The 20,762-nt window shown below is 72.4% G+C and carries 21 protein-coding genes; 7 read left to right on the forward strand and 14 right to left on the reverse strand.

All coding sequences use genetic code 11. The features are described from left to right. Together JOD66_RS14925 and JOD66_RS14930 are read left to right on the forward strand one after the other, a co-directional pair. Complete coding sequence (locus JOD66_RS14925; RefSeq protein ID WP_204837633.1) at nucleotides 1–1,218, forward strand: acetyl-CoA C-acetyltransferase; 1,218 nt, start codon at nucleotides 1–3, stop codon at nucleotides 1,216–1,218. A gap of 134 nt (nucleotides 1,219–1,352) precedes the next feature. After that, complete coding sequence (locus JOD66_RS14930; RefSeq protein ID WP_204837634.1) at nucleotides 1,353–2,168, forward strand: WD40 repeat domain-containing protein; 816 nt, start codon at nucleotides 1,353–1,355, stop codon at nucleotides 2,166–2,168. Here the strand turns inward: JOD66_RS14930 and JOD66_RS14935 are convergent. From JOD66_RS14935 to JOD66_RS14960, 6 genes are all read right to left on the reverse strand, one after another. Continuing rightward, entirely contained in the window at nucleotides 2,155–3,843 is a 1,689-nt protein-coding gene (locus tag JOD66_RS14935) for a SulP family inorganic anion transporter (protein ID WP_204837635.1), read from the reverse strand. The genes JOD66_RS14930 and JOD66_RS14935 overlap by 14 nt on opposite strands. Then, nucleotides 3,840–4,175 carry an ArsR/SmtB family transcription factor gene (locus JOD66_RS14940; RefSeq protein ID WP_204837636.1) on the reverse strand — a complete coding sequence of 112 codons (336 nt, stop codon included), beginning with the start codon at nucleotides 4,173–4,175 and terminating at the stop codon, nucleotides 3,840–3,842. Before JOD66_RS14940 ends, JOD66_RS14935 begins: the two co-directional genes overlap by 4 nt. A gap of 61 nt (nucleotides 4,176–4,236) precedes the next feature. Further along, the gene (locus JOD66_RS14945) at nucleotides 4,237–5,442 is read right to left on the reverse strand and encodes an aminotransferase-like domain-containing protein (RefSeq protein WP_204837637.1); all 1,206 of its coding nucleotides are present in this window, start codon (nucleotides 5,440–5,442) and stop codon (nucleotides 4,237–4,239) included. A 40-nt stretch (nucleotides 5,443–5,482) separates the two neighbouring features. Then, the gene (locus JOD66_RS14950; protein ID WP_204837638.1) at nucleotides 5,483–6,394 is read right to left on the reverse strand and encodes a collagen-like domain-containing protein; all 912 of its coding nucleotides are present in this window, start codon (nucleotides 6,392–6,394) and stop codon (nucleotides 5,483–5,485) included. 74 nt (nucleotides 6,395–6,468) lie between these two features. Further along, nucleotides 6,469–7,371, reverse strand: coding sequence for an LLM class flavin-dependent oxidoreductase (locus tag JOD66_RS14955; protein WP_204837639.1), 903 nt, complete (start codon nucleotides 7,369–7,371; stop codon nucleotides 6,469–6,471). Between the two features lie 5 nt (nucleotides 7,372–7,376). Next, nucleotides 7,377–7,970, reverse strand: a complete 594-nt coding sequence (locus JOD66_RS14960; protein ID WP_307823539.1) for a TetR/AcrR family transcriptional regulator — start codon at nucleotides 7,968–7,970, stop codon at nucleotides 7,377–7,379. A gap of 79 nt (nucleotides 7,971–8,049) precedes the next feature. On the opposite strand from JOD66_RS14960, the gene JOD66_RS14965 reads away from it, so the two are divergent. Then, nucleotides 8,050–9,219 (forward strand): acyl-CoA dehydrogenase family protein, encoded by a 1,170-nt coding sequence (locus JOD66_RS14965; RefSeq protein ID WP_204837640.1) that lies wholly within the window; start codon nucleotides 8,050–8,052, stop codon nucleotides 9,217–9,219. A 63-nt stretch (nucleotides 9,220–9,282) separates the two neighbouring features. Next, entirely contained in the window at nucleotides 9,283–10,002 is a 720-nt protein-coding gene (locus JOD66_RS14970) for a GntR family transcriptional regulator (protein WP_204837641.1), read from the forward strand. Here JOD66_RS14970 and JOD66_RS14975 read toward each other — a convergent pair. Continuing rightward, a complete protein-coding gene (locus tag JOD66_RS14975) occupies nucleotides 9,972–11,228 on the reverse strand; it encodes an amidohydrolase family protein (protein WP_204837642.1) in 1,257 nt (418 codons plus the stop codon). The genes JOD66_RS14970 and JOD66_RS14975 overlap by 31 nt on opposite strands. Next, nucleotides 11,225–11,692 carry an OsmC family protein gene (locus JOD66_RS28460; RefSeq protein WP_204837643.1) on the reverse strand — a complete coding sequence of 156 codons (468 nt, stop codon included), beginning with the start codon at nucleotides 11,690–11,692 and terminating at the stop codon, nucleotides 11,225–11,227. Before JOD66_RS28460 ends, JOD66_RS14975 begins: the two co-directional genes overlap by 4 nt. 203 nt (nucleotides 11,693–11,895) lie before the next feature. On the opposite strand from JOD66_RS28460, the gene JOD66_RS14985 reads away from it, so the two are divergent. After that, nucleotides 11,896–12,987 (forward strand): hypothetical protein, encoded by a 1,092-nt coding sequence (locus JOD66_RS14985; protein ID WP_204837644.1) that lies wholly within the window; start codon nucleotides 11,896–11,898, stop codon nucleotides 12,985–12,987. Nucleotides 12,988–13,291: 304 nt separating this feature from the next. On the opposite strand, the gene JOD66_RS14990 is transcribed toward JOD66_RS14985, so the two are convergent. From JOD66_RS14990 to JOD66_RS15000, 3 genes are all read right to left on the reverse strand, one after another. Then, on the reverse strand, nucleotides 13,292–13,621 hold the full coding sequence (locus JOD66_RS14990; RefSeq protein WP_204837645.1) for a HipA domain-containing protein: 330 nt from the start codon (nucleotides 13,619–13,621) through the stop codon (nucleotides 13,292–13,294). A gap of 121 nt (nucleotides 13,622–13,742) precedes the next feature. Then, nucleotides 13,743–14,279 (reverse strand): gamma carbonic anhydrase family protein, encoded by a 537-nt coding sequence (locus tag JOD66_RS29530; RefSeq protein WP_204837646.1) that lies wholly within the window; start codon nucleotides 14,277–14,279, stop codon nucleotides 13,743–13,745. 16 nt (nucleotides 14,280–14,295) lie between these two features. Further along, nucleotides 14,296–14,784, reverse strand: coding sequence for a winged helix-turn-helix transcriptional regulator (locus JOD66_RS15000; RefSeq protein ID WP_204837647.1), 489 nt, complete (start codon nucleotides 14,782–14,784; stop codon nucleotides 14,296–14,298). Nucleotides 14,785–14,829: 45 nt separating this feature from the next. On the opposite strand from JOD66_RS15000, the gene JOD66_RS15005 reads away from it, so the two are divergent. Then, on the forward strand, nucleotides 14,830–16,098 hold the full coding sequence (locus tag JOD66_RS15005; protein ID WP_204837648.1) for an MFS transporter: 1,269 nt from the start codon (nucleotides 14,830–14,832) through the stop codon (nucleotides 16,096–16,098). Nucleotides 16,099–16,279: 181 nt separating this feature from the next. On the opposite strand, the gene JOD66_RS15010 is transcribed toward JOD66_RS15005, so the two are convergent. Genes JOD66_RS15010 through JOD66_RS15020 form a run of 3 tightly spaced genes read right to left on the reverse strand, consistent with a single transcriptional unit; the run spans nucleotide 16,280 to nucleotide 19,924 of the window. Next, nucleotides 16,280–18,058 (reverse strand): acetyl/propionyl/methylcrotonyl-CoA carboxylase subunit alpha, encoded by a 1,779-nt coding sequence (locus tag JOD66_RS15010; RefSeq protein ID WP_239545241.1) that lies wholly within the window; start codon nucleotides 18,056–18,058, stop codon nucleotides 16,280–16,282. A gap of 16 nt (nucleotides 18,059–18,074) precedes the next feature. Then, nucleotides 18,075–18,341 (reverse strand): acyl-CoA carboxylase subunit epsilon, encoded by a 267-nt coding sequence (locus tag JOD66_RS15015; RefSeq protein WP_204837649.1) that lies wholly within the window; start codon nucleotides 18,339–18,341, stop codon nucleotides 18,075–18,077. Further along, nucleotides 18,338–19,924: an acyl-CoA carboxylase subunit beta gene (locus JOD66_RS15020; protein ID WP_204837650.1), complete on the reverse strand. Its 1,587-nt coding sequence runs from the start codon at nucleotides 19,922–19,924 to the stop codon at nucleotides 18,338–18,340. The genes JOD66_RS15015 and JOD66_RS15020 overlap by 4 nt, the downstream gene beginning before the upstream one ends. Before the next feature lie 49 nt (nucleotides 19,925–19,973). Here JOD66_RS15020 and JOD66_RS15025 point away from each other — a divergent pair, with 49 nt between their 5' ends. Beyond that, nucleotides 19,974–20,690, forward strand: coding sequence for a TetR/AcrR family transcriptional regulator (locus JOD66_RS15025; protein ID WP_307823542.1), 717 nt, complete (start codon nucleotides 19,974–19,976; stop codon nucleotides 20,688–20,690). The last annotated feature ends 72 nt before the right edge of the window (nucleotides 20,691–20,762 follow it).

Raw genomic sequence — 20,762 nt, forward strand, 5'->3', positions numbered from 1 at the left:
GTGCCCGAAGCCGTGATCGTTTCCACCGCCCGCTCGCCCATCGGCCGGGCCGGGAAGGGCTCGCTGAAGGACATGCGGCCCGATGAGCTGGCCGTGCAGATGGTCCAGGCCGCGCTGGCGAAGGTGCCGGGCCTGGACCCCGCCGAGATCACCGACCTGATCCTGGGCGTGGGGCAGCCGGCCGGTGAGGCCGGCAACAACCTGGGCCGTGCGGTCGCCGTCCTGTCCGGGATGGACCGGCTGCCGGGGGTGACGGTCAACCGCTACTGCTCGTCGTCGCTGCAGACCACCCGGATGGCGTTCCACGCGATCAAGGCCGGCGAGGGCGACGCGTTCATCTCGGCCGGTGTCGAGACGGTGTCGCGCTTCTTCAACGGCTGGTCCGACAACCCCGAGGGCCAGAACCCGGCCTTCGCCGATGCGCAGGCGCTGACCGAGAAGCGGTCGCAGGGCGGCGCGGAGACGTGGGTCGACCCCCGCGAGGCCGGCAACCTGCCGGACCTCTACATCGCGATGGGGCAGACCGCGGAGAACGTCGCGCAGGTGTTGGGCATGTCGCGCGAGGAGCAGGACGTCTTCGCGGTGCGCAGCCAGAACCTCACCGAGCAGCGGATCAGCGAGGGCTTCTGGGCTCGCGAGATCACCCCGGTCACGCTGCCCGACGGCTCGGTCGTGACCGCCGACGACGGCCCGCGCGCCGGTACGACGCTCGAGGCGGTCTCGGGCCTGAAGCCGGTCTTCCGCCCCGACGGGACGGTCACCGCGGGCAACGCGTGCCCGCTCAACGACGGTGCGGCGGCGCTGGTGATCATGTCCGACACCCGGGCCAAGGAGCTGGGCCTGACCCCGCTCGCCCGCATCGTGTCGACCGCGGTCACCGGCCTCTCCCCGGAGATCATGGGCCTCGGTCCGGTCGAGGCGATCCCGGCCGCGCTGAAGAACGCCGGGATGAGCCTGGGCGACATCGACCTGTTCGAGATCAACGAGGCGTTCGCGGTGCAGTCGCTGGGCTCGGCGCAGCAGCTCGGGATCGACGTCGACAAGCTCAACGTCAACGGTGGCGCGATCGCGGTCGGTCACCCCTTCGGGATGACCGGCGCGCGGATCACCGCGACGCTGATCAACTCGCTGCAGTGGCACGACAAGCAGTTCGGCGTCGAGTCGATGTGCGTGGGCGGCGGCCAGGGCATGGCCATGGTCCTCGAGCGGCTGAGCTGAGGTTCGCCCGCCCGCCCTCGGGGGCGGCTGGGCCAGCGCGCATCTGACGAATGGGCTCTCGCGGAGGCGATTTCGCAGCCCGTTCGTCAGATGCGCGGGGAAGGACCCGCCCCACGACGAGCGTCGCGGGCCACGTGGTCGCGATCAGCCCCGACAGCCGCTGGGCCTATGTCGTCGACGAGCCGCCGACGATCAAGATCCCCAACCGGCTCTACGTCCTCGACGTCCGCGGCGGCAACCTGAACCCGGTCAAGGTCCGCACCGGCAAGAAGTTCGTCGGCAAGGGCGAGGTCGCCGACATCGAGATCTCCCGCAACGGCAAGCTGCTCTACGTCAAGCAGACCAACAAGATCAAGGTCCTCTCCCTCAAGAACCCGAAGAAGCCCAGGCTGGTCGGCACGGTCAAGGCCAAGGAGGGCGGCGGTGAGCTGTCCATCACCCGCGACGGCAAGCGACTGCTGTCCCTGAGCACCGTCGGCGACGGCTGGCTGACCGTCTACAAGCTGAAGAAGAAGGGGCTGCCGCGCAAGCTCTCGCGCCAGCCGATCAACGCCGGCGACGTGTTCGCGGTCGCCAGCAACCGGTCGACCGACCCGGCGTACCTGGTCACCGACTCCAACAGCATCGACGGCCCGACCCAGTACCTCCGCGTCGCCGCCCGCAACGGGCGCGCCGCCGGCGCCTGGACCATCCCCGACTACGAGGACATCACCGACGCCTCGCTCTCGCCCGACGGCCGCTACCTGTTCGTCGTCAGCCTCGGCGGTACGTCGTCGCTCAGCGGCGTCGTCGACACCCAGACCATGCAGCCGGTCAGCGACCTCGCCGGCACCTCCTTCGGCCGGGCGGTGGCCTGGTCCACCGCCGGACCGACCGCCGGACGGGCGTACGTCGTCACGACCGCCACGGCCACCGGCCAGCGGGTGCTGGTCGAGGTCAGCCCGAGCTGAGCGACGCTCCGGGATCGTGCTCGACCCGCGCGGCGTGCAGCCGGGCGTGCTCGATCGCCTCGGGTGTCGAGGCGAACAGGTGCCGCTCGTGAGCGAGCCGCCGGCGGACGCCGAGGTGCTCCAGGACGACGAGGTGCTCGGGTCGGGTGCCCGAGAGCAGGACGGTGACGCCGCGCTGCTCCAGCCGGCCGATGATGTCGGCGAGGACGTGCGCTCCGGTGGCGTCGACCGTGGTCAGGCGTGACATCCGCAGGACGACGACCCGGACCTGCTTGACCTCGGTGAGCTCGAGCAGGAAGTCGTGGGCCGCGGCGAAGAACAGCGGGCCGTCGAGGCGGTAGGCGACGATGTGCTCGTCGAGCAGGCGTCGCTCCTCGTCCTGGTGGTCGGAGGCGTCGAGCGGCACCTCCTCCAGCCGGGCGGTCGTCGCGGCCTGGCGCAGCGCGAAGAAGCCGGCCGCGGCCAGGCCGACGGTCACGGCCAGGACCAGGTCGAGAGCGACCGTCGCGGCGGCGGTCAGGACGAGGGTGGCCGCGTCGCCCCGGGTGGAGCGCAGCAGCGGGACCAGGCTCGAGACCCGGACCATCTGCACGGCGGTGGCGATCAGTACGCCGGCGAGCGCGGCCAGCGGGATCTGTCCGACCCAGCGCGCGGCCACGAGCACGACGACCAGGAGCAGGACGGCGTGGGTCAGTGCGGCGAGCCGCGAGCGGGCGCCGGAGCGGACGTTGACCGCCGTACGGGCGATGGCCGCGGTAGCGGGGATGCCGCCGAAGAGGGGCGCGGCCAGGTTCGCCAGGCCCTGCCCGAGCAGCTCGCGGTCCGGGTCGTGGCGCTGTCCAACGCTCATCGCGTCGGCCACCGTGGCGGACAGCAGGCTCTCCAGGGCGCCGAGGGCGGCCACGGCGACGGCGGCGAGCGCCAGGGTGTCGAGATCGGCCCAGGGAACGGAGGGGAGTCGGGGCGCGGGGAGGCCCGAGGGGATGGTGCCGATGGTGGCGAGCGGGGTCGTCCCGTCCGGATCCGCGAGCCGTGCGTTGCCGACGGTGGCCACGGCGACGAGGAGGAGGGCCGTCGGGAAGCCGGCGCGGACCCGGGCCGTCGCCACGATGAGGACGGCGATGCCGACCGCCGTGGACGGAGCGGCCCAGGTCGGCGCGCTGCCCCAGGCCCGGAGCGCGTCGGCGGTGAGGGCCAGGATCTTCTCGGCGTGGACGTCGACGCCGAGCGCGGCGGGGAGCTGCTGCAGGGCGATGATCACCGCGATGCCCGCCGTGAAGCCCTCGATGACGGGCACCGGGACGTACCTGATCGCGCGGCCGGCGCCGGTGACCGCGAGCCCGAGCAGCATCAGGCCCGCGAGAAGCCCGACGACGAGGACGCCGTCGGCGCCGTGCGCGGCCACGATGGGGATGAGGACGACGGTCATCGCGCCGGTCGGTCCACTCACCTGCACGTGGCTGCCGCCGAACACGGCCGCGACGGCGCCGGCGACGACGGCCGTCGTGATCCCGGCGCCGGCTCCGACGCCGGAGCTCACCCCGAAGCCGAGCGCCAGGGGGAGGGCGACCAGGGCGACCATGACGCCGGCCGTCAGGTCGTGGCGCAGCTCTGCCGGGCGCCAGTCGGCGCGGCGCGGCGCCAACCGGCCGACCCGCGCGAGCAGGGGACTCATCGAGCGCCGGGGACCATCAGCTCGTCCTCGAAGTCGGTGCGGGTCTCGGCGAGGCCGACCAGGATCCGGCGGGCCGACAGCAGCAGCTCGCGGACCTCGGGTGCGCTGATCGAGTAGACGACGGCGGTGCCCTCGCGCCGGGACACGACGAGCGAGGTCCGACGCAGCACGGCGAGCTGCTGGGACAGGTTGCTGGGCTCGATGGAGATCCGCTCGAGCAGCTCGTGGACGGCGTGGTCGCGCTCGGAGAGCAGCTCGAGGATCCGGATCCGGGCGGGGTGCCCGAGGGTGCGGAAGAACTCGGCCTTGGTCTGGTAGAGCGGCACGCCCATCGCGGGTGCTCCCTCGCTTCGGGGATCGACTCGCCCACGATACATGAACATGAAGAAGTCTTCATGTCGTGACTTCCGTGACCGCGTCCAGCAGTCGGCGCACCCCCTCGGCCAGCACCTCCTCCCGCTCCAGCGAGAACGCCAGCCGGAGCTGCTCGGCGCCGCCGCCGTCGGCGTAGAACGCCGACCCGGGCACGAACACCACCCGCCGCTCGATCGCGGCGTCCAGGACGGCGTGCACGTCGGTGCCGGCCGGCAGCGTCACCCAGGTGAAGAAGCCGCCACGGGGCACCGACCAGGTGACGTCCGGCCCGGCGCCGGTGGCGAGCGCGTCGAGGACGGCGGTGGCCCGGGCCTGGTAGCGGCCGCGGGCGCCGGCGAGGACGTCGAGCCAGTCGTGGCGCAGCACGTACTCCTCGACCACGGCTTGGCTGAGCACCGACGCGCAGATCACGGTGGCCTCGGACGCGAGCTGGAGCGGGCGGCGCAGCGACTCGGGCGCGACCACCCAGCCGACCCGCAGGCCGGGGGCGACCACCTTGGAGAAGGAGCCGAGGTAGATCACGTTGTCGGGGTCGAGCGAGCGCAGGCTGGGCAGCGTGCCGCCGTCGAAGGAGAGCAGGCCGTAGGGGTTGTCCTCGATGATGGCGATCCCGGCGTCCCGGCAGATCCGGGCCACCTCCGGACGCCGCTCGGCCGCGAGGGTCACCCCGCTGGGGTTGTGGAAGTTGGGGATCGTGTACAGCGCCTTGACCCGCCGCCCCGCGGCGCGCACCCGCGCGATCGTCTCGGCCAGCGCCTCGGGGAGCAGCCCGTCGCCGTCGATCGGGACGTGCGCCACGTCGACCTGCATGCCGACGAACAGCCCGATCGCCCCGACGTACGACGGCCCCTCGGCGAGCACCACGTCGCCCGGGTCGCACAGCAGCTTGACCACCAGGTCCAGCCCGAGCTGGGAGCCCGCGGTCACCTGCACCAGGTCCGGGTCGACGTCGAGTCCCTCGGCGGCCATGGTCCGGGCGGCGGCCTCGCGGGCGCCGGGAGCGCCGGTGCCGCCGCCGTACTGCAGCACCTCGAGGCCGCGCTCCCGGATCACCCGGGCCGCGACCTCGCCCAGCGCGTCGAGCGGCAGCACCGAGAGGTCGGGGTTGCCGCCGGCCAGGGAGATGATCCCCGGCTCCATCGACACCTCCCAGAAGTCGCGCACCGGGGAGGGCCGGAAGCCGCCCGCGCGGCCGGCGAAGAGGGAGTCCAGGAGATCGGTCACCCGGACAGTGTCACCCCGCCGGCCGGCGCGAGCGGGTACCTCAGCTGACCAGCTCCACGTCGACCTGCTGGCTGGTGCGGACGACGCCGAGCAGGTTGGTCTGCACGTAGACCGTCACGGTCTGGCCGGCGGTGACCTCGACCAGGAAGTCCTGGCTGATCCGCTCGCTGGCGAGCACGTTGTTGTTGACGGTCTTGTTGACCTGGCTGCCGGGCACCACCGGGTCCGTCGGCAGGCCGTTGGCGCCCTTGGTGGCGAAGGCGTACAGGCTCACCAGCGCGAGCGGCGTCTGCAGATCCATGCCGTAGCTGATCCGATAGGTGCCCGCGCGGGTGAAGGTCAGCCCGTTGGGGCCGAGGAAGGCCGGTCCGTCGCCGAGCTTGTCGAACGCCAGGCCGCTCACGTTCTGCGGGGTGTTGAGCACCAGGATCGGCACGGCGATCGAGCCCGGCGCGCTGTACTCGTAGGCCGTGTAGGCACTGCCCGGGGTGCCGTCCGCGCCGTCCGCGCCCTGGGGCCCGGCGGGTCCGACCGGTCCCTGGGGGCCGACCGGGCCGACCGGGCCGGCGGGGCCCTGGGGGCCGACGGGTCCGACGGGTCCGACGGGTCCGACCGGTCCCTGGGGGCCGACCGCGCCTGCCTGGCCCGGCGCGCCCTGCTGGCCGGGAGTGCCCGGCTGCCCGTTCGCCCCGGCGGCGCCGGGAGCGCCGGCCGGCAGCTCGCCGGAGGCGAAGTCACGCGCGCGCAGGCTGCCGTCGAGCACCTTGCCGGAGCCGACCGCGCCCTTGGCGATCTTGCCGCGGGTGACGGCGTGGTGCTGCAGGGCGGCGGTGTCGACGGAGTTCTTGTGGGCGACGACCGCCGCGTAGGAGCTGCCCGAGACGGCGACGAGGAGGGCGAGGAGGGCGATCACGAGCGCTGCCGGACCGCTGCCCTTGAGGGGGATGCGCATGCCCGGCACGCTAGTGGTGATCCTTCGCTGAAGGACGTGCTTCGCGGAAGTTCACCCACCGGTTCGCCCGGGGCTCAGCCGCCGAGCAGGTCCGCGACCAGGTCGACCTGGCGCGGGTCGTCGCTGGTCGGGATCAGCTGCACCTCGTCGGCGCCGATCGCCGCGAACCGGTCGAGCAGCGCCCGCAGCTGGTCCAGCGAGCCGGCGAAGCCCGCGGTCGGCGCGAGCGCGTCGACCAGGGCCGGCGGCAGCCAGTTCATGTAGTGGCGCAGGTGGCGGTGGATCTGCCCGCGCGGGTCGGGCGAGGTCTCCGCCAGCGCGAACCAGAAGGACGTGGTCAGCCGCGGGGCGGGCCGCCCGTTCTCGGCCCAGGCCGCGCGGGCCACGTCGAACAGCGCGGCGGTCTCGTCGACGTCGGCGGTGAGCGACATGCCGGCCAGGCCGTCGGCCCACCGCGCGGCGTGCCGGACGATGCGGTGCCCGAGGGTGCCGACCAGCAGCTCCGGGCCGCCCGGCCGCACCGGCCGCGGCCCGACCGGACGGGTGGCGCCGGTGAGGTTCTCGGCTGCCCAGACCCGGCGCAGCACCCCGGCGCGCTCAGCCAGGTCGGCCATGGTCCGGCTGCTCCAGTCGGCGGCGACGGCCGCGTAGTCCTCCTCGCGCCCGCCGACCCCGAGTCCGACGCTCAGCCGGCCGCCGCTGAGCTGGTCGCCGGTCGCGAGCGCCTTGGCGAGCAGCACCGGATCGTGCAGCTGGGGTACGACGACCGTGGTGGCGATCCGCACCCGGCCGGTCCACGCCGCGACGGCGCCGAGCAGGGTGAGCGCGTCGGGGTTGTCGAAGGCGATCCGCTCGCCGAAGCACAGCGAGCTGTAGGGACCGGCGTCGATCCGCTCGGCCCAGTCCCGCAGCATTGCGGGCGCGAGGTCCGGCTCCATCACGGGCAGGGTCATGCCGACGTCCAGCGGGGTGCTCATGCCGCTCAGCCTCGCGCCCGCAGGCCGGTCGCGACCAGGTCGACCAGAGCCTGGTACGCCTGGGCGTCGTCGAGACCGGTCGCCGTACCGATCCGGCCGTCGCCGATCGCGTCCATCACCTCGGCGACGGCGGCGCCGACGAAGATGGCGTTGACCTGGCGCAGGGTGCCGGCCGCGACGCCCTCGGACACCAGTGCCTGCACCCGGGCGGCGGCCTGGGCGGTGTTGGCGCGGTAGACCTCGGCGCCGGGCGGGAAGCCGGCCAGGTCGGCGTAGAACCGGGGCGAGGCGGGAGCCAGCTCGTCGGCCACCGCGGTGAGGTACGTCGAGAGCCGGTCGGCCGGGTCGGGCGCCGCCGCGACCCGCTCCTCGATCCGCTCGGCGGCCCGCTTGAAGAAGTGCCGCACGGTGGCGGTGATGACCTGCTCCTTGCTGGGCGCGACCAGGTAGAGGGTGCTGCGCGAGCAGGACAGGCGCTGGGCGAGCTCGCCGATGCCGAACGCGGCGAAGCCCTCGGCGAGGAACAGCTCGACGAGCTCGTCGAGCAGCGCGTCCCGACGCTGTCGGGTGCGCGGCGGGAGGCTTCGCTGCTGCTGCACGGGTCGCAGGTTAGCAACGAAGGGGGTACCGTAGTCCGTACCAGAATCACCGATTCAGTACTGAACACCGGAGGACCCGATGCCCGCACGTCGCCTGATGGCGTCCGACGAGTACGCCGACCTGCTCCGCCTGGCCCGGCAGCTCGCCACCGAGGAGCTGCTGCCGCGCGCCGCGGAGGCCGAGGCGACGGGGACCTTCCCCCGCGAGGTGTTCCGCCTGCTCGGCCGGGCCGGCTTCCTCGGTCTGCCCTACCCGGAGGAGGTCGGCGGCGGCGGGCTGCCCTACGAGGTCTACCTGCAGGTCCTCGAGGAGATCGGCTCGGTCTGGTCCAGTGTCGGCGTCGGCGTCTCCGTCCACGCGCTGAGCTGCTTCGGCCTGGCCACCGCGGGCACCGACGAGCAGCGTGCCGCCTGGCTCCCGGAGCTGCTCGGCGGCGACCTGCTCGGTGCCTACTGCCTCTCCGAGGCGCACGCCGGCTCCGACCCGGCCGCGATGCGCACCCGGGCCCGCCGCGACGGCGACGCCTACGTCCTCAACGGCGCCAAGGCGTGGGTCACCCACGGCGGCAAGGCCGACTTCTACAAGGTGATGGCCCGCACCGGCGACGCCCGCGGCGACATCTCCTGCTTCCTGGTCCGCGCCGGCACCCCCGGCCTGTCCGCCGACGCCCCCGAGGACAAGATGGGTCTGATGGGCTCGACCACCGCGACGGTGCGCTTCGAGGACGTCCGGGTCCCCGTCGAGCAGCGGCTCGGTGACGAGGGCCAGGGGCTCAAGATCGCGCTCGCCGGCCTCGACGCCGGCCGGCTCGGCATCGCCGCCGTCGCGACCGGTCTCGCCCAGGGCGCCCTCGACCGCGCGGTCGCCTACGCCCAGCAGCGCGAGGCCTTCGGCCAGCGGATCATCGACCACCAGGGCCTGGCCTTCGTGCTCGCCGACATGGAGGCCGCGATCCAGTCCGCCCGCGCGACGGTGCTGCACGCCGCCCGGCTCAAGGACCTCGGCCTGCCCTTCTCCCGCGAGGCCTCGATCGCCAAGCTGGTCGCCACCGACGCCGCCATGAAGGTCACCACCGACGCGGTCCAGGTGCTCGGCGGCGCCGGCTACACCAAGGACTTCCCGGTCGAGCGCTACATGCGCGAGGCCAAGGTGATGCAGATCTTCGAGGGCACCAACCAGATCCAGCGGATGGTCATCGGCCGCTCGCTCGACCGTGAGGCGGGCCAGGGCGCCATCGTCACCGCCTGACGGGGCGGGCTGCTGCCCGGCCCGGCACGAGCCCGTCCGACCCGGGCACCCTAGGGTGGCGCCGTGAGCGATGCGGAGCTGCCGGAGCCGGTCGAGCGCCGGCTGCAGCGACTCTGGGCCGACGCGGCCGAGCGGGGCGGGCCGATGCCGGGCGAGACGGTCCTGGCCTCTGAGCTGGAGATCAGCCGGCCGGCGGTGCGCGAGGCGCTGGTCCGGCTCGAGGAGCGCGGCTTCATCCACCGCCGCAAGGGCGCGGACACCACGGTCAACAGCTCGCTGCTCGGCATCCCGGCCCGCTTCGAGCAGCGCCTCGACAGCGCCGAGCTGATCGCCGCGATGGGCCGGACGCCGTCGGTCGAGGTGGTCTCCGCCGAGGTCGGCGAGGTCAGCCTCCAGGAGGCGGACGCCTACGACGTCTCGCCGCGCCAGGGTGTGTTGCGCACCACCAAGGTGTGGTCCGCCGACGGTGAGCCGGTGCTGGTCGCGCGCGACGTCGTACCGGTGCTGACGGGGGTGGACCCGGCCACGCTGGAGCCCGCGGCGCCGATGGCCGAGCTGGCCCGTGGGCTGGCCGGCGAGCAGGTCGGCTGGGAGCTGGTGTGGCCCGGCGCCGACGGCCTGTCGGCCGAGGACGCCGGGCTGACCGGTCGCCCCGAAGGTGAGCCGGCGATGACCCTGGACGCGACGGGAATCAGCCGCACCGGCACGGTCTGCTACTGGACCCGCGAGGTCCACCTGCGGGGGGCGTTCCGCTACGCGCTGGTGCGGCGCGCGGACTGGTAGCGGGTCGTCGTCTCCGACTCGGCGACCACCCGGCCCTCCCGGATCACCCAGCGGGGGCGGGCGTGCTCGGTGAGCACGTCGCGCAGGCGCTCGTCGGCGTGCACGCACAGGTTCGCCGGGTTGCCCTCCGCGATCGCGTGGTCCGCGATCCCGAGCACGTCGGCGGCCCGGGTGGTGATCAGCTCGAGCAGCAGCCGCTGGTCGGCGCCGGTGAGGAAGCGCAGCGTGTGGGCCGCGAGGAAGGCGACCTCCAGCATGCTGTGCCGGCCGAAGGGGTAGTACGCGTCCTCGATGTCGTCCTGGCCGAGCGCGACGGGGATGCCGTCGTCGGCGAAGTCCCGCACCGGCAGGTGCAGCGGACCGGTGTGCGGATCCGAGACGAAGCCCAGGCCGGCCGCGTGGACCAGGTCCATCAGCCGCTGCAGGGTCGGCTGGGGATAGGTCGCCAGCGCCCGCGCGTGGCAGGCCACCCCGCGTCCGCGCAGGTCGTGCTCGAGCATCGCCTCGGCCAGCATCTGCGTGGTCCGCAGCCCCGGGTCGCCCGCGTCGTCGACCAGCATCGCCACCCGCTTGCCCTGCTCGGCCGCGAGCCGGCAGGCCCAGGCCACGTGCGCCCGCGCGTCGGCGTCGGTCATCTCGATCCACGGGATCCCGCCGACCACGTCGGCACCCAGCCGCAACGCCTCCTCGCACAGCGCGGCCGCCCCCGGGTCGCGCAGCAGCCCGTCCTGCGGGAAGGCCACCACCTGCACGTCGAGCAGGTCGCGGTACTCCTCGCGCACCGCCAGCACCGCCTCCATCCCCACCAGCCGCGCCGTGGTGTCGACGTCGACGAAGGCCTGGACGTGCAGCACGCCGTGCGCGACCGCGGCGTCGAGCGCCCGGCGTACGTTGGGCTCGAGCCAGGCCCGGTCGTACTGCCGCTTCACCCCGCTCGCCTCCCGCACGATCGAGCGCAGCGCGGCGCCCATGCTGCCCGAGGTGTACGCCGCCAGCGCCCCGTCGCCGGCCCGGTCGAGGGTGTGCACCTTCTCCAGGTGCAGGTGCCCGTCGACGAAGGACTCGGTCACCAGCCCGCCGCCCGCGTCGATGGTCGCGGCCGCGGTGGCGCCGGCCGGGGCCTCCGGGCCGACGTACGCGTAGCGGCCCTCGCGGATCCCCAGGGTGACGGGCGAGCCGTCGGCCAGGTGTGCGTTCGTGACCAGCAGGTCGAAGGGCGCGCTCATGCCGCCGCCTCGAACGTGACCGACTCCTGCAGAGTGAGCGCGCGACGGAGCGTGTTGCCCACCGGGCAGGACTCGATACCGTGCCGCAGCGCGTCCTGCTGGTCGGCGGTGAGCTCGCCGTGGACGGTGACGTCCGCGATGATCCGCGAGATCCGCAGCTCCCGCTCGCCCGGGTCCAGCGGCCCCGACGTCGGCCGGTTGATTCGCAGCGAGAGCCGGATCTCGGCCCGCTCGTAGTCGAAGCCGTGCTGACGTGCGACGCCGCGCAGGGTGCCGGCCATGCAGCCGCCGAGCGCCGACAACACGAGCCCGAACGGGTTGGGCGCCGTACCGCCTCCTTCGAACTCCCGTGGCTCGTCGATGACGACGGTGTGCTCGCCGCCTACGACGGCGAGCGAGGCGAAGTCGGTCAGGCTGTGCACGACGACGTCGCGGTTGGCCGACGCATGGGTCGTTGCGGTCACGGGTCCTCCCCGGGGTCAAGGATCTGTCAGACAGGACGGTCCCCACCTGTCAGACATGTGTCAAGACCCTGGGGTGTGCTGCCGGGCCGGCTCGTCAGGTGTCGACGACGTGCGTCCGGGTTCGGGTGAGGAGTTGCCAGTGCCGTGGGCGGGCGATAGGCGGTCAGTGCACATTCCTCGTCCTTGCTGAAGGGAGCTGACGCATGAACGCCTTGCTCGGGATCCTGGGAACCCCGCTTTGGTGGTTACTTCAGGGAATCTTCGCCTCGTTGTTCGTGGGTGGTCGGACATTCTCGGCCGCGCTTCGCGAACGTGTCGGAAAGGAGATCGGCGGGGGTGCCCGTGCGCTCGTGTCCACGGCAGTCGGCCTGAACTGGCTGCTCGCCGTCGTCTTCGCTGCGCCCGCTCTGCTGAGCTCCATCGGCTGGGCGCTTCCCGAAACCATGCCCGAGCGTGAACTGTGGATCCTTCTCGGTCTCGTCATGGTTGCCGCGGTCCTCGGGGTCGAAGGCTGGCGACAGCTGTGCCGGCGGAGCATCCAGCGATGGGAGACGCGGTGTGCACGTGATGACTTCCTGGGGCCGCACGGCGACGACGCGCGGACCGTGGGGTGGCGCGTGGCGCGCTACCGGTGTCGGTTCGGGGCTGCGGCGGCCGGATCGTCGATCCTGCTGATCCCCGCAATGGCCGTCACCATCCGTGCGTTCGTCCACGACGACCAGCTCGCGATGGCGGCGGCGTTCGTCCCGCTCCTGCTGTGGCTCGCGGCCCTCGGGGCGACGGAGGTCGTTCTCGTCTACGTAGATCCGCTCGCAGTGCTGGCGAGTCGGGCTTGGTTCCGGGTGCTCGACCCGGGGCGCCTCGCCGTCGCGCCCACGACTCTCGACCGGATCGTCAGTCCCTACGGTCTGCGCGGTACGGCGGAGTCCCGAGTGCTGGCCGATCAGCGACATCTCGTCTGGGTCGCGGCGGTGGGGCTCGGTCGGGTCGCGGGGCGGTACCCGACGGGTATCGACACGACGGGTGGTCGGGAGGATCTCCTGGCACGGCTCGCCGCGCCAGGAGTGAGTGGCCGCGACCTCGGACGCAATGTCCTGGACGTGCTGGACGTCATGATCCGTGAGGCGATCTCGGGCGCAGTGGCCACGAGCAGGGTCGTGAAGGCGTTGCCCCCTGGTCTCGAGCCGCTTCGTCGATTCGGGTTGCTCCTTGCGGCCGTCGTGGGAGCTCCGTTCGTCCTGGCGCTGCTTCCGGCGGCGGTCGAGCTGGTGCGGGATCTGCTTGGCGGTCCGTGAGATCGCGGCTGTCGCGGCTACTCGTCGAGTCGGTCGAGGATCTCGGCGCAGTGATCTCGGAGGACGGGCAGGGTCCGCTCGGCCACCTCGGTCGCGCCGGGAGCATCGCTGACATCGCCGAGCGCCGTCTCGAATGCTGCTGGGAAGTCGGTGGCCAGGGCGGCGACGCGGCGGTGGAGGAGGTCGGGATCGAGGCCGAGGATCGCAGCGGCCTTCGTCCACTGCTTGGCTCGGATCCTGCTGAAGATCCGTTCGCCGCCGATGGACAGGGCAACGGTGCGTTCGACGGCCTCGGGGTCGTAGGTCAGTCCCGTTGCGAGGTCGTAGAGCGGAGCGATCCAGCGGCTGCCATCGGGCCGAGGATCAGGGAGATGTTCTTGGCATGACCGTCAGGGGCGCCGGCGACCAGGTTGACGGCGAGGAAGTCGGCCAGGGCGCGGAGATCGTCCTCGGGCTGTGTCATCTGTTTGCGGACGAGCCCGGCCAGGTCGCGGAGGCCGGGGCCGCCGGCCGACTCGTACTTCTTCTCCGGCAATCGGCCCAGTGCCTGGCAGAAGTCCTCCTGGTGAAGACGTAGGACCCTGTCGGCGGACGTTGCGCGATCGAATCGGTCGGGTATCTCGATGTCAGGCATCCGGCGCCTCCTGGTCGTCCTCGTACGACGACATTCGACGTGTCCTCGTACGAAGACAATTCAGAAATGTCCTCGTACGACGACAAGCCCGAGACGCGTTCCCTGCGCGGGACGGCGGCGATCAGGGTCCGCCGTCGACCGGTACGACGCCCGCGCGGTGCCGCTGCGCCAGCTCGGCGTAGTAGACGGCATTGGTCTCGACCCAGAAGTGCGCGCCGGTGCCCTCGATCGGCCGCTTGGTCTCGGCCGGCGCGCCCGCGGCGAGCACGCCCTCGGGGATCTGGGTGCCGGGCGTGACGACGGCGCCGGCGGCGACGAGGGAGCCGGCGCCGATCGAGGCGTGGTCGAGGACGGTGCTGGCGTTGCCGAGCAGGGACTTCTCGCCCATGGTGTCGCCGTGGAAGACGCAGCCGTGGGCCACCGTCGCGTTCGGGCCGATGTCGACGACCACGTCGGGGGCGCCGTGGACCACGGAATTGTCCTGGATGTTCGAGCCCTCGCGCACGATGATCGTGCAGATGTCGGCCCGCAGGACGGCGCCGTACCAGACGCTGGCGCCCTTCTCGACGCGGACGTCGCCGATCAGGGTCGCGGTCGGCGCGACGAACGCCTCGGGGTGGACCTGGGGCCGTCGGCCCTCGAACTCGTAGAGGAACACGGCCCCACCGTAGGGGTCAGCTGCCGGCGGCGCGCAGCCGGTGCTCCGCGGCGCGCCACGGCTTGACCCAGGTCATGTCCTCGGGCCGCAGCGGCTCGCCGCAGGCGCTGCAGGTCTCGGCGCGCGTGGTCTCCTGGCCGCAGCTCTCGTGGCGCAGCCCCATGTGCGCGCCGCCCTCGGGGAGCCGGGTGTGCTTCTCGCCCCAGAGTGCGAGCTGCTGGAGCAGGGGGAGCAGGTCGGCGGCGGCCTCGGTGGCGACGTACCGCTGGCGGGTGCGGCCGTCGCGGACGTAGTCGACGGTGTCGAGCAGGCCGGCCTCGCGCATCGCCCGCAGGCGCCGGCTGAGCACCGCCTCGGAGATGCCGAGGTTGTCGCGCAGCTGCTCGAAGCGGCCGGTGCCGTGGAGCACGTCGCGGACGATGAGCAGGAGCCACGGGTCGCCGAGGACGTCGAGCGAGCGGCGGACCGGGCAGAAGTCGGTCGACCAGTCGGAGCGCAGCGCCATGCGTGCTAGCGTACCGGTCTGACTTCGCTCAAGAAAGCCTGCTCGATGACGATCTCCTCCCCGCCGCTCACCCGTCGCGGTCTCCACCCGGCCTGGGTCGTGGCGGCGGTCGCCTTCCTCGCGCTCGTCGGGGCGGCCGGCTTCCGGGCGGCGCCCGGCGCGCTGATGGTGCCGCTGCACGACGAGTTCGGCTGGTCGACGAGCGTCATGTCGCTCGCGGTGAGCATCAACCTGGTCCTGTTCGGGCTGACCGCACCGTTCGCGGCCGCGCTGATGGACCGCTTCGGCGTACGACGGGTGGTCGCCGCCGCGCTCACCCTGGTCGCGCTCGGCTCGGGCGGCAGCGTCCTGATGACCGCGTCCTGGCAGCTGCTCGTGTGCTGGGGCGTGCTGATCGGGCTCGGCACCGGCTCGATGGCGCTCGTCTTCGCCGCCACGGTCGCCAACCGCTGGTTCGAACAGCGGCGCGGCCTGGTCATGGGCATCCTCACCGCCGGGTCCGCGGCCGGACAGCTGGTCTTCCTCCCCGTCGTGGCTGCGCTCGCCGAGGGGGCGGGCTGGCGGCCGGCGTCCCTCGTGATCGCGGCGGCGGCCCTGGCCGTCGTACCCGTGGTGTGGTGGGTAGTCCGCGACCATCCCGAGGACCGCGGCGTCACGCCGTACGGCGCCGCTCCGGGTTGGACGCCCCCGCCGCGCGCCACCGGAGGGGCCACCCGGCGGGCGATCGAGGGCCTGACGTACGCCGCCCGCACCCGCGCCTTCTGGGCGCTCGCCGGCGCGTTCGCGATCTGCGGCGCGACCACCAACGGCCTGATCGGGATCCACTTCATCCCGTCGGCCCACGACCACGGCATGTCCACGACCACCGCCGCCGGCCTGCTCGCCGTGGTCGGCGTCTTCGACATCGTCGGCACCATCGCCTCCGGCTGGCTCACCGACCGGTTCGACCCGCGCGCGCTGCTCGTCGCCTACTACCTGTTCCGCGGCCTGGGCCTGCTGCTGCTCCCGAGCCTGCTCGCGGACGCCGTCCACCCGAGCATGGTGCTGTTCATCGTCATCTACGGCCTCGACTGGGTCGCCACCGTCCCGCCCACCGCGGCGCTGTGTCGTGAGGCGTTCGGTGAGCGCGGCACCATCGTCTTCGGCTGGGTGTTCGCCTCCCACCAGCTCGGCGCCGCCGCCGCGGCCCTCGCCGCGGGCGTCATCCGCGACCAGCTCGGCGCCTACACCTGGGCCTGGTGGGGCGGCGCGGCCCTCTGCGCCCTCGCCGCGGTGCTGTCCCTCGTCCGCCGACCCGGCAGAAACTGGCTCTGATTTTGGGCCGACCCGGCAGAAACTGGCTCCGGAAATGCGCCGACCCGGCAGAAAGTGGCTCCGGAAATGCGCCGACCCGGCAGAAAGTGGCATCTAGGCGAGCCACTTTCTGCCGGGTCGGCGTCGTACTGAGGCTAGTTTCTGCCGGGTCGGCGCAAAACCAGAGCCACTTCGAGACGGGTCAGTCCTTGATCTCGCAGACGACCTCGCCGTTGCCGATGGTGGCGCCGACCTCGGCGGTCAGGCCGGTGATGGTGCCGGCCTTGTGGGCCTTGAGGGGCTGCTCCATCTTCATCGCCTCGAGTACGACGACCACGTCGCCCTCCTCGACCGCCTGGCCCTCCTCGACGGCGACCTTGACGATGGTGCCCTGCATGGGGGAGGTGACCGAGTCGCCCGAGGCGGCGGCGCCGGCCTTCTTGCCGCCCGCGCGCTTCGGCTTCTTCGCGCCGCCGGCGGCCGCGCCCCCACCGAGACCACCCAGGCCGGCGGGGAGGACGACCTCGATCCGCTTGCCGCCGACCTCGACGACGACCTTCTGCTTCTCGCCGGGATCCGCCGCTTCACCGGCCGCGCCGCCGTAGGGCGTGATCTGGTTGTCGAAGTCGGTCTCGATCCACGTGGTGTAGACGTCGAAGGAGCCCTCGCCCGACGGGTTGGAGGCGCCGACCCAGGCCGGGTCGTTGACGATGACCTCGTGGAAGGTGATCGCGGTCGGCATGCCGTCGACCTCGAACTCCGCGAGCGCCCGGCGCGAGCGCTCGATCGCCTGCGTCCGCGAGGAGCCGGTGATGATCAGCTTGGCGATCAGCGAGTCGAAGGCGCCGGGAACGGTCTCGCCGACCTCGTAGCCCCCGTCGACGCGTACGCCGGGGCCCTGCGGAGGGTTCCAGGCGGTGAGGGTGCCGGGGGCGGGCATGAAGTTGTTGCCGCCGTCCTCGGCGTTGATCCGGTACTCGATCGAGTGGCCGCGGATCTCCGGGTCGTCGTAGCCGAGCTCCTCGCCGGCCGCGATGCGGAACATCTCGCGGACCAGGTCGATGCCGGTGACCTCCTCGGACACGCAGTGCTCGACCTGGAGGCGGGTGTTGACCTCGAGGAAGGAGATGGTGCCGTCGGCGGCGACGAGGAACTCGCAGGTGCCGGCGCCGACGTAGTTGGCCTCCTTGAGGATCGCCTTGGACGACGAGTACAGCCGCTCGACCTGCTCGTCGGTGAGGAAGGGCGCGGGCGCCTCCTCGACCAGCTTCTGGTGGCGGCGCTGCAGCGAGCAGTCACGGGTCGAGACGACCACGACGTTGCCGTGGGAGTCGGCCAGGCACTGGGTCTCGACGTGGCGCGGCTTGTCGAGGAACTTCTCGACCAGGCACTCGCCGCGGCCGAAGGCGCTGATCGCCTCGCGGGTGGCGGACTCGAACAGCTCGGGGATCTCCTCGAGGGTGCGGGCGACCTTGAGGCCGCGACCGCCACCGCCGAAGACCGCCTTGATGGCGACCGGGAGGCCGTGCTCCTTGGCGAAGGCGACGATCTCGTCGGCGTCCTTGACCGGGTCCTTGAGGCCCGGGGCCAGCGGGGCGCCGGCGGCGAGGGCGATCTGCTTCGCCTTCGCCTTGTCGCCCAGGCCGTCGATCGCCTCGGGGGAGGGGCCGATCCAGATCAGGCCGGCGTCGAGCACGGCCTGCGCGAACGCGGCGTTCTCGGCGAGGAAGCCGTAGCCCGGGTGGACCGAGTCGGCGCCGGACTGATGGGCGACCTCGATGATCTTGGCGATGTCGAGGTAGGTGTCCGCCGGCGTCGAGCCGCCCAGTGAGTAGGCCTCGTCGGCCAGGCGCACGAACAGCGCGTTGGCGTCGGGCTCGGCGTACACCGCGACCGACCCGATCCCGGCATCCTTGGCGGCACGGATGACCCGCACCGCGATCTCGCCGCGGTTGGCGATGAGGACCTTCTTCAACGACATGGTGTGGCCTTCCAGTTCAGCGGGGCAGGGCGCTGGCACGCCAGGCGCCGCGTCCGGGATTCGGGTGGGAGCTGGCGGTACGACGCAGGCGGCGGGCCGGGTTGATCCACTCCGAGCGTGGTGCGTCGGGCGCCGGGGCGCCACCGCCGACGGCGGAGAGCACGGCGACGATCGCGGCGACCTCCTCCGGCGTGGTGCCCGGGGTGATCACCCGCAGCAGCGGAGCGGCGGGCGCCGCCGCCACCTGCTCGGTCGCGGGCTCGGTCACGGTCTCGGCGCTCACAGCGGGATGTTCCCGTGCTTCTTGGGCGGCAGCACCTCGCGCTTGTTGCGCAGCAGGCGCAGCGCCTTGACCACCTCGGCGCGGGTCTCCGACGGCTTGATCACGCCGTCGACGTAGCCGCGCTCGGCCGCGATGTAGGGGTTGGCGAGCGTGGTCTCGTACTCGTCGATCAGCTCGGCGCGCTTGGCCTCGACGTCGCCACCGGCGGCCTCGATCTCGGCGAGCGTCCGCCGGTGCACGATGTTGGCCGCGCCCTGGGCCCCCATCACGGCGATCTGGCCGGTCGGCCACGACAGGTTGATGTCGGCGCCGAGGTGCTTGGAGCCCATCACGTCGTACGCGCCGCCGTAGGCCTTGCGGGTGATGATCGTGACCAGCGGGACGGTGGCCTCGGCGTAGGCGTAGATCAGCTTCGCGCCGCGGCGGATGATGCCGAGGTGCTCCTGGTCGACGCCCGGGAGGAAGCCCGGGACGTCGACGAAGGTCAGCACGGGGATGTTGAAGGCGTCGCAGAAGCGCACGAAGCGGGCGGCCTTCTCGGACGCGTCGATGTCGAGCGTGCCGGCGAACTGCATCGGCTGGTTGGCGACCACGCCGACCGAGCGGCCCTCGACCCGGCCGTAGCCGACGATGATGTTGGGCGCGAACAGCGGCTGCACCTCGAGGAAGTCGCCGTCGTCGACGATCGTCGTGATGACGTCGTGCATGTCGTAGGGCTGGTTGGGCGAGTCCGGGATCAGCGTGTCGAGCGCGAGGTCCTCGGCGGAGGGCTCGAGGTCGGCCGCCTCGTCGTACGACGGCGCCTCGTCGAGGTTGTTCTGGGGCAGGAAGGCGAGCAGCGCCTTGACGTACTCGAAGGCGTCCTCCTCGTCGGAGGCCATGTAGTGGGCGTTGCCCGACTTGGTGTTGTGGGCCCGGGCGCCGCCGAGCTCCTCCATCGTGACGTCCTCGCCGGTGACGGTCTTGATCACGTCGGGGCCGGTGATGAACATCGCGGAGGTCTGGTCGACCATGATCGTGAAGTCGGTGACGGCGGGCGAGTAGACGTGGCCGCCCGCGCAGTTGCCCATGATCATCGAGATCTGGGGGATCACGCCGGAGGCGTGCACGTTGCGCTTGAAGATCTCGCCGTACAGGCCGAGCGAGACCACGCCCTCCTGGATCCGGGCGCCGGCGCCCTCGTTGATGCCGATGATGGGGCAGCCGGACTTGATCGCCAGGTCCATCACCTTGGTGATCTTCTCACCGTAGACCTCGCCGAGCGAGCCGCCGTACACGGTGAAGTCCTGCGAGAACACGCAGACCTGGCGGCCGTCGACGGTGCCGTAGCCGGTGATCACGCCGTCGCCGTAGGGGCGGTTCTTCTCGAGGCCGAAGGCGGTGGAGCGGTGGCGGGCGAACTCGTCGAGCTCGACGAAGCTGCCCTCGTCGAAGAGCAGCTCGATGCGCTCGCGGGCGGTCTTGCGTCCCTTGGCGTGCTGCTTCTCCTGCGCCTTGGCGGCGGGAGCGTGCACGGCCTCGTCGGTGCGGCGGTCGAAGTCCGCCAGCTTGCCCGCCGTCGTGTGCAGGTCGATCTCGGTCATGAAACTGAGTATCATCCATTGACACTGGAGTTCTCAAGGGGGGTGGGGTGTGACGCATTCGCAGGACGAGACCGTCCGGCGCGGCCCGGCCGCCAAGGGCGCGGCCGGCGCCATCGTCGAGGCCGCCTTCCGGCTGTTCGCCGAGCACGGGTACGACGCCACCAGCGTCGACGACATCGCCGCCGCCGCGGGGGTGAGCCGCAGCTCCTTCTTCCGGCTGTTCGGGTCGAAGGAGATGGTGATCTTCCCCGAGCACGACGCGCTCCTCGCCGCCGTCGAGGAGCGCCTCGCCGCCTCCACCGAGAAGAGCGCCATCCTCGCCGTCTCGGACGCCGTCCGGATCGTGCTCTTCCACTACATCGCCGAGGGACCGCTGGCCCGCCGCCGCTACCAGCTGACCTCCACCGTGCCCGCCCTGCGTGAGCGCGAGCTGATCAGTGGCGCCCGCTACCAGCAGCTGTTCCGGCAGTACATCAGCGCCTGGGGTGACGGCTCCGAGGAGTCCGAGCGGCGCGGCGAGCTGATGGCCGCCGCCGTCGTCGCCGCCCACAACCGGGTGCTGCGCCGGTGGCTGCGCGAGGAGTGCGAGGACCCCCACGTCGAGATCGACGAGGCGATGGCGCAGGTCAACGCGCTCTTCGCGCCCGGCGCTGGTGGTGCTGGTGGTGCTGGTGGTGCCGGGGGCGCCGCGGGGCCGGGGGCGATCGTGGTGGTGCGCACCGACCAGGACCTGGCCGCGGTGGCAGAGCAGCTGCGCGGGCTCTAAGCGGCGCGGCGCGGCGCGGCGCGGCGTGCCGGGTCTCGGCTGGGAGTGGGCTGTAACACGTTGTCCGCCGCT

Source organism: Nocardioides nitrophenolicus (assembly GCF_016907515.1).
GTDB classification, from domain to species: domain Bacteria; phylum Actinomycetota; class Actinomycetes; order Propionibacteriales; family Nocardioidaceae; genus Nocardioides; species Nocardioides nitrophenolicus.